We start from the raw sequence: 10,688 nt of genomic DNA on the forward strand, positions 1-10,688 counted from the left end.
TTGTTAATTTTGTTTTACTGATGGTTTGATTGGGCTTTCTAATGAATCCACGCCAACTTCGGGCGTTCGTCGCCGTCGCCCAAACGCTGAACTTCGCCCAGGCCGGAGAGCGCCTGCACCTTTCTCAGCCGGCCCTGAGCCTGACCATCAAGGCCTTGGAGGACGACCTCGGCGGCCGCCTGCTGGTACGCAGCACCCGCAGCGTGGGGCTTACGCCGGAGGGTGAAACCTTGTTGCCCCTGGCGCGGCGGTTGCTGGCCGATTGGGACAGCACCGAAGAACTGCTGCGCCAGCACTTCACGTTGCAGTTGGGCAGAGTGTCGGTGGCCGCCATGCCCTGCTTCGCCGGCAACCTGCTGCCCCATGCCTTGCGCCAATTCAAGAACCTGCACCCCAAGGTCAATGTAGCCGTTCATGACGTGCTCAACGAACAAGTGATCGAGATGGTCCGCCAGCGCCAGGTGGAACTGGGGATCGGCTTTGAGCCGGAGTCCCATCGCTCGCTGGTGTTCGAACCCCTGTTCCTCGATCGCTTCGTTGCCGTGGTGCCACTCGATTCACCCCTGGCACAGGCCAGCAGCGTCACCTGGGCGCAATTGCTCAAGGAGGATTTCATCACCCTGCAACGCCCTTCGGCCGTTCGCCTACTGCTGGAAACGGACCTGCTCGAGCGCCACGGCCGGCTACCGGTGGCGTTCGAAACCCACCAGTTGAGCACCGTGGGGCGTATGGTCGCCTGCGGCTTGGGCGTAAGCGCGGTGCCGGCCCTGTGCAGCCAGCAGATGCACGAATCCGGCGCCCAATGCCTGCCGCTGGAGGAACCTCGCATAGAAAGACGGATCGGATTGATGCGCCTGGCCGATCGCCGACTGTCAAGCGCTGCCCAGGCGCTGCACGATGTGTTGTTCGCGCAGCTGTCAGCCCTAGCCGCGCCCGTCAGCGCGCTTGTGTGTAAGCCTTTGGAGGAGACCCCCTATGCATAAAGTGCAACTCGCTGGCCATGCCCTGCCCACCCTCGGGCAGGGTACTTGGCGCATGGGCGAAGACCCGTCGCGCCGGCAAGAGGAGATCGCCGCGTTGCGCCTGGGCCTGGAGCTGGGCCTGCAAGTGATCGACACCGCCGAAATGTATGCCGACGGCGCCGCAGAAAGCCTGGTGGGGGAAGCCATCCGCGGCGTGAGTGAGCCGCTTTACCTGGTCAGCAAGGTCTACCCGCACAACGCCAGCGCTGACGGCGTGGTCACCGCGTGCGAGCGCAGCTTGCGCAGGCTGGGGGTCGAGCGCCTCGATCTGTACCTGTTGCACTGGCCGGGAGAATACCCGCTGGAGGAAACGGTGGCCGGCTTCGAGCGGCTACGCGCCGACGGCAAGATTGGCGCCTGGGGGCTGTCCAATTTCGATGTCGCCGACCTTCACGGCGAGGCGCTGCAAGGTTGCGCGACCCAGCAAGTGCTGTACAACCCAGAGGCACGCGGCGTTGAATTCGACCTTATGCCTTGGGCGGCAGAGCACGGTATGCCGGTTATGGCCTACTGCCCGATCGCCCAGGGCGGGCGCTTCTTGGAGCATCCGACACTGCAGGCGATCGCGGTCCGGCATAGGGTCACTCCCGCTGAGGTATGCCTGGCCTGGGTGATCCGCAGCGGCCAGGTGCTGGCGATCCCTAAGGCAGTCGACCCGGTTCACGTGCGCCTCAATGCGCGCGCCGCGCAACTGGTGCTGACCGCCGAAGACCTCGCCGACATGGACAAAGCCTTTGCGCCGCCGACGCGCAAACAACGGCTACGCATGGTTTGAGCGGCCTACACCGACGTGGCATTGATGCGTGGGAAAGGCCGTGGCACCGCTGTGCCGTTTTTACCCCGACGGCGCTACGCACCTGGCCGCTCAGCCCTGCCCTTCCTCGTCGCCGACCAGGCCCCAATCACGGCGCGCCGGGCGCGAGGCAGCTTGGGGCGGCGACGGCGCGGTGGTGCGCTCACCGGGGTTGTCACGCTGCAGCTTGAGGCGCAGGCGCAGGTTGTTTGCCGAGTCCGCGTTTTTCAGTGCTTCTTCTTCACTGATCGCCCCTTCGATCACCAGGTCGAACAGCGCCATGTCGAAGGTCTTCATCCCAAGGTTTACGGATTTCTCCATGATGCCCTTGAGCTCCCCGAATTCGCTGCGGTGGATCAGGTCGCGAATGGTCGGCGTGCCTAACATGACTTCAACCGCGGCCCGCCGCTTGCCGTCCAGCGTCTTGACCAGGCGCTGGGAAACGAACGCCTGCAAGTTGTTGCCCAGGTCGTTGAGCAACTGCGCCCGGCGCTCTTCGGGAAAGAAGTTGATGATCCGATCCAGCGCCTGGTTGGCGTTGTTGGCGTGCAGCGTGGAGATAGCCAGGTGGCCAGTGTCGGCGAACGCCAACGCGTGCTCCATGGTTTCCCGGTCGCGGATCTCGCCGATGAGGATCACGTCCGGTGCCTGGCGCAGGGTATTTTTCAGCGCCGCGCGGAAGCTACGGGTGTCTACGCCGACCTCCCGCTGGTTGACGATGCACTTCTTGTGGCGATGGATATACTCCACCGGGTCCTCGATGGTGATGATGTGGCCGCTGCTGGTGCGGTTGCGGTGGTCGATCAGCGCCGCCAGGGATGTGGACTTGCCCGAACCGGTAGCGCCAATGAACAGCACCAGGCCGTGTTTGCGCATGACCACATCGAGCAGGATGGGCGGCAGCTTGAGGTCATCGAACAGCGGGATGTCCAGCTTTACGTTGCGCGCGACCAGCGACACTTCGTTACGCTGCTTGAAGATGTTGACCCGGAACCGCCCCACGCCTGGGAGGGAAAGGGCCAGATTCATTTCCAGCTCCCGCTCGAAGTCGGCGCGCTGTTCGGCGTCCATGATGCCCGCCGCGATCTGGGCGATATCGCCCGGCTTCAGCGCCTCGGTGCCCAGCGGGCGCAGTACCCCGTTGAACTTGGCGCAGGGCGGCGCCCCGGTCGACAGATAGAGGTCGGAACCATCCTGGGTTGCCAACAGTTTGAGCAGGGCCGGGAGATCCATGAGTGAAGTCCGCCAGTAATACGTTGGGGGCAATTAGCGCAGTTGCGCATAGCTTGGCCGGTAATGGCCCTGTGGTGCAAATCGAATGGCATGCAAAGGTAAGCCGATGACTGTTATCAATCCGGCGGCAGCGCTGGAACCAAACGTTGCCTGCCCTGCCCGCGACCACTGCGGCGAGCAGCAGGCGCACTGGCCGCCGGGCCTGCGCGTAGCGGTAGATATCGCGCTCAACGCGCCACTGCCGAGCGCCGTGCTGTGGGGGCCAGACCATTGTGTTCTGGCCAACCCTGCCTTTTTCGCCCTTTACGGCCTGGTCGAGGTCAGCCAGGGGCAGCCATTGACTCAGCTCTTCCCCCAGTTGGGCGAAGCGGCGAAAGCGGCGCTGGCTGCCACCGCCAGCGGTGAAGCGGTAACCGTCGCCGACCTCGCCAACGGCTTTGGGCCCACTACCGGTGCAGCGGTTATCGGCCGCCTTGGCGCAAGCTTTACCCCTTTGCGCAATGAACAGGCCACCGTTTTTGGCACTCTGGTGACCCTGCTGGCACCCACCGCAACCGCCAGGCCCGAGGACGCGGTGCTGCAATTGCGCCTGGCCGAACAACAGCGTGCCAACCAGGCCTCCGAGGAGCGCTTGCGGCTGGCCTTGGACGCCACCCATGCCGTGGGCACCTGGGATTGGTACATCCGCGAAGATCGCTTTATCGCCGACGCGCACTTTGCCTACATGCATCGGGTAGACCCGCTCCAGGCAGGGCAGCGCCCCATCGGCGATTACCTCACGGCGGTGCACCCCGATGACCGCGTGTTCGTGGCCCGGCAGATAAAGAACTGCGTCCATGGCAGCGGCGAGTTCGCCGAAGAGTACCGCCTGCAGGCTGAGGGCAGCTGGCGTTGGGTGTTCGCCCGCGGCCGCTGCTTCCGCGACGACCACGGCCGCCCTGCCCGCTTCATTGGCGCCTCCATCGACATCACCGAGCGCAAGCTGGCGGAACAGGCGCTGCGGGAGTTGAACGAGACCCTCGAGCAGCGGGTGATCGAGCGTACCCGGGCGCTGGCCGACGCCAACCGGTTGTTGTTGGCCGAAGCGCAAGAGCGCGAGCGCGCCGAGGAACTGCTACGGCATGCGCAGAAAATGGAAGCCGTGGGCCAGCTCACCGGCGGCATCGCCCATGACTTCAACAATATGCTTACGGGCATCATGGGCAGCCTGGACCTGATGAACCGCTATATCGCCAAAGGGCGTAGCGCTGAAGTAGGCCGGTTCGCCGACGCAGCGCTCGCCTCGGCGCAGCGGGCCGCGGCGCTCACCCACCGGCTGCTGGCGTTTTCCCGCCGGCAGTCGCTGGACCGCCAGCGCATCGAGCCCAATGCCCTGGTGCATTCCCTGGAAGACCTGCTGGCCCGTACGACCGGCGAGCAGATCGAGCTGCGCCTGGAACTGGCCGCCGACACCTGGCCGGTGCACACGGACCCCAACCAACTGGAAAGCGCCTTGCTCAACCTGGTGATCAATGCCCGCGACGCCATGCCCCACGGTGGCCGGCTGACCATCGCCAGCGCTAATCGCGCCCTGCACGAAGCCGAGGAAAACCTGCCCATGGAGCCGGTTCGGCCGGGGCATTACACCATGCTCTGCGTTCGGGACAACGGCAGCGGAATGTCTGCCTCCACCCGCGCCAAGGCGTTCGATCCTTTCTTCACTACCAAGCCCACCGGCCAAGGCACGGGGCTGGGGCTGTCGATGATCTACGGCTTCGCCCAGCAAAGCGGTGGCCACGTGACGCTGCGCAGCGAGCCTGGGCAAGGCACGGAGGTGTGCCTTTACTTGCCGCGCTACCTCGAACCACAGCAGGCCCCGGCCGCCCTGGAAACCGAAAATGAAGCACCGTTGGCCCAGCAGGGAGAAAGCGTGCTGGTGGTCGAGGATGACCCGGCCGTGCGCATGTTGATCCTTAACGTGCTCGACGAGCTCGGCTACCGCAGCCACCCCGCGGCAGATGCGGAAGTCGCCGTGCCGCTGCTCGAATCCGCGCTGCGCATCGACCTGTTGGTGACCGACGTGGGCTTGCCGGGAATCAATGGCCGTCAGTTGGCGGAAATCGCCCGTCACCGTCGCCCAGGCCTGAAGGTGCTGTTCATGACCGGCTATATCGACAAAGCTGCGAACCGCGAGGCTTATCTTGAGGAGGGGATGGACATTCTGAGCAAGCCGTTCACCCTGGAAACCCTGGCGAGCAAGCTGCGCCAGATGATCGGTAACTGAAAGAGTGGGCGCCTGGGCTGCCACGCAGTACCATGCGCGCCCCTTCACACACTCGAAAAGACTTCAATGAAAGCCCAGGCCCGACACATCCTCGTTCGTACCGCCGAGCAGGCTGAAACCCTGCGCCAGCGCCTGGCCAAGGGCGAGGCCTTCGACGTACTGGCCCGCAAGCACTCGACCTGCCCGTCTGGAAAGCGCGGGGGTGACCTTGGCGAAGTACGCCCTGGGCAGATGGTCGCAGCGATCGACCAGGTGATCTTTCGCAAGGCCTTGAAGGAGATCCACGGCCCCATCAAAAGCCGGTTCGGCTATCACTTGGTGCAGGTGTTTTACAGGGATTAAAAAACCCGCATCGCCATTGCGGCCATGCGGGTCCTTTTATATCGCGCTAATCGCTCAAAGGCTGGCGCTTGCGTACCTGCGTTGCTCCACAGCAGTGACGCTGCGACGGCTGGTCAGGTCTTTACGCAGGCCCGCGATCAGGTTCGAGATGGCACGGCTGCTGTTCAACTGGCGAGTATCGATGCCGGTCACCATGAAATCAGCGCGGTCGGAATTCGCCTGAAAAATCTTCACTGTCAACGACCGATCCGGTCCTTGGGTGCACTGGCACCGTTGCGGAAGAAAACTGCTTTCAATGATATTGCGTAATTCAAGTGTGGACAGCATCGCGCCTCTCCCTCGGTAACAGTGATTGTTCTGGATGTCTGCCCGCTGGGCGATTCCTTGGGCAGGCGGCCGATTCTTCGTGAATCGGTGTTCCAGAACATGACCACTAAAGAGCACCTTCCATGCCTGTTCCATGACCGCTCGTCTGGCATTGATAATCAATCACTTACAACTAACTGTTGATAAAAGGCTAAAAAGCCACCATGCAGAATGCCCGTTTTCGTGCAGCACTTACGTGCAAGTTGCATGCTGTGCCCTATTAGAGGAACTGAACTTCGCCCACTGCATGCCGGTCACTTGCATATCTCCCCCCGCTTACCGCAGGTTCCTCCATGCCCCGTGCTATCTGGAAAGGCGCTGTCAGTTTCGGCCTGGTTCATATACCTGTCGCTCTGGTATCGGCGACGGCTTCCAAAGGTGTGGACTTCGACTGGCTCGATAAACGTAGCATGGACCCCGTCGGCTACAAGCGCGTGAACAAAGTCACCGGGGAGGAGATGGAATCGGAAAACGTGGTCAAGGGCGTCGCCTACGAAAAGGGCCGTTACGTCGTGCTCAGCGAAGAAGAGATACGCGCGGCGCATCCGGTTTCGACCCAGACCATAGAGATTTTCTCATTCGTCGACAGTAGCCAGATCCCCCTGCCCAATATCGACACCCCTTATTACCTGGCACCTGATCGCCGCGGCGAGAAGGTGTACGCGTTGCTGCGTGAAACCCTGCGGCAGACCGACAAAGTAGCGCTGGCGTTGGTGGTGTTGCATACCCGCCAATACCTGGCCGCGCTGATGCCGCTCGAGGATGCGCTAGTGTTGGTCAAGCTGCGCTGGCCAGCGGAAGTCCGCAGCCTGGAAACCCTCGAATTGAGCTCGGAAGTCAAAAAGGTGGAGCTCAAGAAAGGTGAGCTGGAGATGGCCAAGCGGCTGGTCGAGGACATGAGTGGCGAGTGGACACCTGAAGACTATGTGGATCAGTTCGAAGCCAAGATCATGGAGCTCGTTGACCGCAAGGCGCACGAGGGCAACATCGAAGAAGTCGAGAGCGTGGAACAGGCCTCGGGCAAACAGGGCGCCGATGTGATCGACCTGACCGAGCTGCTCAAACGCAGCCTGGGCGGCAAAACCACCAGTAAGCCCGCCGCGAAAGCGCCTGAGGAGAAGGCACCAGCCCCTACCAAGTCCAAGGCCCGAACGCCACGCAAATCGCGCAAGGCCTCCTGAGGCCGCTGCGCTTTCCAGCGATCGCCGGGGCTTGCCAGCATGGGCGCCCTTCCGGATGATGCCAGCGAGGCCCACGCAGGCCCTCGGACCCCAGCCACATACGCAATGGAGGCGTAACGACCTATGAGCCTTGGCAAGACCGAACAGGCCCTGATCCGTGACCTAGAGGACGTCGCGAAGGATTTGCACTGGTCCGCGACCGAACTCAAGCACATCGCCCAGCGCCTCGAAAAAAGTGGGAATGTCATAGACGCCGATGCCCTGAAGCGGATGATCGGCGCTTTCGAGAATGGTGAACCGCGCTTGAAACGCTATGCCGAAGAGGTCCGGGCGGGCCGCATCGCTGGGGCGGGGGTTCATCAGGTTGAGCCAGGGGCTAGCCTACCCTCCTGACTGCAGCACCCATGGCGCTCTGCCGGGCGGGTCGGGGAGGAATTGCACGTGCCGGTGGAACCCTTCGTTTATTTGCGGTCTTAGGCTTGCAGCTGCCCCGTGGGGGGAAGAAGTTTCTTACAGCTACATGTAAGCCCTGTAATGGCCAGGGATACCGCCAGCTATCCTGGAGTTCAATGCAGTGACGGGTGCACCATGGTTTGCGGAGTCTGCTCGCATGAAGGTGCTGATCGCCGAAGACGATGAGCTGCTTCGGCTTATTGCCGAAGAAGTCGTGGAGCAACTCGAACTGGATGTCGTGAGTTTTGAAAGCGGTGACGAGGCGTTCGCCTATATGCGCTCCCACCCGGACGAGGTGTCCATGGTGGTTACCGACTACATCATGCCCGGCGAACTCGACGGCTGGGAATTCGCCAAGCTGGTGTGCAAGAAGTGGCCGGATATCCCAGTGATCCTCACCACCGGCTCGGCGGGCGAAAGCGAAGGCAACATTCGCTTTTTGCAAAAGCCGTGGCAGATCGGCGAGCTGACGGACCTCATCCGCTCTTCGATCCTGTCCATCCAGCGCCGCCTCCTGCGCTGACGCAAGCGGGTGCCACGCCCCTCCTCGTGGCACCCGCTTGCGCTGGAGGCATTGGCTGGCCTTCTACATCCGACCGGCACCGTGCACCGGCTGCCACACCTATGCGACAATATGCTTAATGTCCGGCATGAACGTCGGATTCATCGCTCAACAGCTTGGGCATAGCGTGCAGATGCTTCTCTCGACGTATGCACGACGGATCAACTCCTCGAACGACTGGCAGAGCTGGAAAAGCTCATGATTGGTCCCAAATTGGTCCCAGGCGATAAACCCCAGCTGTAAGTTACTGATAGGTAAGCTCCTTGATCTCCACAGCCAACATCACGATGCAGTTTGGCCCCAAGCCGCTGTTCGAGAACGTCTCGGTCAAATTCAACAACGGCAATCGCTACGGCCTTATCGGCGCGAACGGCTGCGGCAAATCGACCTTCATGAAAATCCTCGGCGGCGACCTGGAGCCGAGCGGCGGGCAGGTGATGCTCGAGCCCAACGTGCGCCTCGGCAAGCTGCGCCAGGACCAGTTCGCCTACGAGGCCTTTACGGTCATCGACACGGTGATCATGGGCCATGAGCAGCTGTGGAAGGTCAAGGCCGAGCGTGATCGCATCTATTCGCTGCCGGAAATGACCGAAGCCGACGGCATGGCCGTGGCCGAGCTGGAAACCGAATTCGCCGAGATGGATGGCTACACCGCCGAGTCCCGCGCGGGCGAACTGCTGCTCGGCCTGGGGATCCCCCTGGAGCAGCACTTCGGCCCGATGAGCGAGGTCGCCCCGGGCTGGAAGCTGCGCGTGCTGTTGGCCCAGGCGCTGTTCTCGGACCCAGACGTACTGCTGCTCGACGAACCGACCAACCACTTGGACATCAACACCATCCGCTGGCTGGAAAGCGTACTGACCGCGCGCAACAGCACCATGGTGATCATTTCCCACGACCGCCACTTCCTCAACAGCGTGTGCACGCACATGGCCGACCTGGACTACGGCGAGCTGCGGCTGTTCCCGGGCAACTACGACGAGTACATGACCGCGGCGACCCAGTCCCGCGAGCAACTGCTGGCCGACAACGCCAAGAAGAAAGCGCAGATCGCCGAACTGCAGACCTTCGTCAGCCGCTTCTCGGCCAACGCCTCGAAAGCCAAGCAGGCCACTTCCCGCGCCAAACAGATCGACAAGATCCAGTTGGCGGAGGTCAAGCCTTCCAGCCGCGTAAGCCCGTTTATCCGCTTCGACCAGAACAAGAAGCTCCACCGCCAAGCCGTCACGATCGAGAACCTTGCCAAGGGCTTTGACGGCAAGACGCTGTTCGAGCGCCTGGGCTTCCAGGTCGAGGCTGGCGAACGCGTGGCGATCATCGGCCCCAACGGTATCGGCAAGACCACCTTGCTGCGCCTGCTGATGAGCGAACTGCAGCCGGACAAGGGCAGCGTGAAGTGGACCGATAGCGCCGAGCTGGGCTACTACGCCCAGGACCACGCTTCGGACTTCGAGCAAGACGCCACCCTCTTCGACTGGATGGGCCAATGGACCCAAGGCGGCGAGCAGTTGGTGCGCGGCACCCTGGGCCGCATGCTGTTCTCCAGCGACGAGATCAGCAAGTCGGTCAAGGTGATTTCCGGGGGTGAGCAGGGCCGCATGCTGTTCGGCAAGCTGATCCTGCAAAAGCCCAACGTGCTGGTGATGGACGAACCCACCAACCACCTGGACATGGAATCGATCGAGGCACTGAACCTGGCCCTTGAGAACTACCCAGGTACGCTGCTGTTCGTCAGCCACGACCGCGAGTTCGTTTCCTCGCTGGCCACTCGCATCATCGAGCTGACGCCCACGGGCGTGGTGGACTTCAGCGGCACTTACGACGAGTACCTGCGCAGCCAGGGGGTGGTGTAGCAACCCGGGGTGCCGGAACTCCGTAGCCAATACAAAGGCGGCTGTGCTCTCTGGTGCGGCCGTGCCTAGCCTGTGCCCGCACAGGCAGAGCCTGGCGCCCGTCGGTGCCAGGCCATCGCCCGCGAAGCCGTAGGTTTCCGGTCGTCTCCGGCTTACAGGGCCCATTTCCGGTCATGGCCCCTTGTGGGTGCCGGCGCGATGTGACTGAGCGCGCGCGCCGAAATATTCAGTAGGCTGCTTTCAATTTTTTCCACACCTAGTGATCATACCTCCAGGCCCACCGCCCACGAGCGAGCTATGACCACCCCCTCAAGCACCCTCCCCCCGCGCTCCGGCGCCGTTACCCTGCAAATCCTTTCCATCGTGTTCTATACCTTTATCGCGTTCTTCTGCATCGGCCTGCCGATCGCCGTTATCCCCGGCTATGTGCATGATGTGCTCGGCTTCAATGCCGTGGTCGCAGGGGTGGTCATCGCCGCGCAATACCTTGCAACCTTGCTGGTTCGGCCTCTCGCCGGGCGCCTGGCTGACAGCCTCGGCACCAAACGCACCATCACGTATGGCCTTTACGCCATAGCGGCCAGCGGTGCGCTCACCCTGCTCGCCACGCTGCTGCACAGCTG

11 protein-coding genes and 1 pseudogene are annotated in these 10,688 nt (G+C 62.5%); 10 read left to right on the forward strand and 2 right to left on the reverse strand.

Translation table 11 applies throughout. The annotated features are described in order from the left end of the window. The first annotated feature begins 41 nt into the window (after positions 1–41). Positions 42–983, forward strand: a complete 942-nt coding sequence (locus OGL93_RS18330; RefSeq protein WP_263264262.1) for a LysR family transcriptional regulator — start codon at positions 42–44, stop codon at positions 981–983. After that, on the forward strand, positions 976–1,797 hold the full coding sequence (locus tag OGL93_RS18335; RefSeq protein ID WP_263264263.1) for an aldo/keto reductase: 822 nt from the start codon (positions 976–978) through the stop codon (positions 1,795–1,797). The genes OGL93_RS18330 and OGL93_RS18335 overlap by 8 nt, the downstream gene beginning before the upstream one ends. Positions 1,798–1,887: 90 nt before the next feature. Here the strand turns inward: OGL93_RS18335 and OGL93_RS18340 are convergent, their stop codons facing one another. Next, complete coding sequence (locus tag OGL93_RS18340; RefSeq protein WP_263264264.1) at positions 1,888–3,048, reverse strand: PilT/PilU family type 4a pilus ATPase; 1,161 nt, start codon at positions 3,046–3,048, stop codon at positions 1,888–1,890. Positions 3,049–3,154: 106 nt separating this feature from the next. On the opposite strand from OGL93_RS18340, the gene OGL93_RS18345 reads away from it, so the two are divergent. Beyond that, positions 3,155–5,311: an ATP-binding protein gene (locus tag OGL93_RS18345; RefSeq protein WP_263264265.1), complete on the forward strand. Its 2,157-nt coding sequence runs from the start codon at positions 3,155–3,157 to the stop codon at positions 5,309–5,311. A gap of 66 nt (positions 5,312–5,377) precedes the next feature. Next, the gene (locus OGL93_RS18350) at positions 5,378–5,653 is read left to right on the forward strand and encodes a peptidylprolyl isomerase (protein ID WP_263264266.1); all 276 of its coding nucleotides are present in this window, start codon (positions 5,378–5,380) and stop codon (positions 5,651–5,653) included. A 54-nt stretch (positions 5,654–5,707) separates the two neighbouring features. Here OGL93_RS18350 and OGL93_RS18355 read toward each other — a convergent pair whose 3' ends face one another. Beyond that, positions 5,708–5,980, reverse strand: coding sequence for a DUF1652 domain-containing protein (locus OGL93_RS18355; protein ID WP_263264283.1), 273 nt, complete (start codon positions 5,978–5,980; stop codon positions 5,708–5,710). A gap of 332 nt (positions 5,981–6,312) precedes the next feature. Between OGL93_RS18355 and OGL93_RS18360 the strand changes: the two genes are divergently transcribed. From OGL93_RS18360 to OGL93_RS18385, 6 genes and pseudogenes are all read left to right on the forward strand, one after another. After that, positions 6,313–7,200, forward strand: a complete 888-nt coding sequence (locus tag OGL93_RS18360; protein WP_263264268.1) for a Ku protein — start codon at positions 6,313–6,315, stop codon at positions 7,198–7,200. Between the two features lie 123 nt (positions 7,201–7,323). Then, positions 7,324–7,593, forward strand: a complete 270-nt coding sequence (locus OGL93_RS18365; protein WP_263264270.1) for a hypothetical protein — start codon at positions 7,324–7,326, stop codon at positions 7,591–7,593. Positions 7,594–7,810: 217 nt separating this feature from the next. Next, a complete protein-coding gene (locus OGL93_RS18370) occupies positions 7,811–8,176 on the forward strand; it encodes a response regulator (protein WP_263264272.1) in 366 nt (121 codons plus the stop codon). 94 nt (positions 8,177–8,270) lie between these two features. Then, positions 8,271–8,458 (forward strand): annotated as a pseudogene (locus OGL93_RS18375) (hypothetical protein); the annotation flags it as partial. A 20-nt stretch (positions 8,459–8,478) separates the two neighbouring features. Further along, positions 8,479–10,065 (forward strand): ABC-F family ATPase, encoded by a 1,587-nt coding sequence (locus OGL93_RS18380; protein ID WP_263264274.1) that lies wholly within the window; start codon positions 8,479–8,481, stop codon positions 10,063–10,065. Positions 10,066–10,362: 297 nt separating this feature from the next. After that, positions 10,363–10,688: MFS transporter (locus OGL93_RS18385; protein ID WP_263264276.1), on the forward strand; the 326-nt coding region annotated here is incomplete at its 3' end.

Origin of the sequence: Pseudomonas sp. RIT-PI-S (genome assembly GCF_025642975.1) — a bacterium.
Classification (GTDB): domain Bacteria; phylum Pseudomonadota; class Gammaproteobacteria; order Pseudomonadales; family Pseudomonadaceae; genus Aquipseudomonas.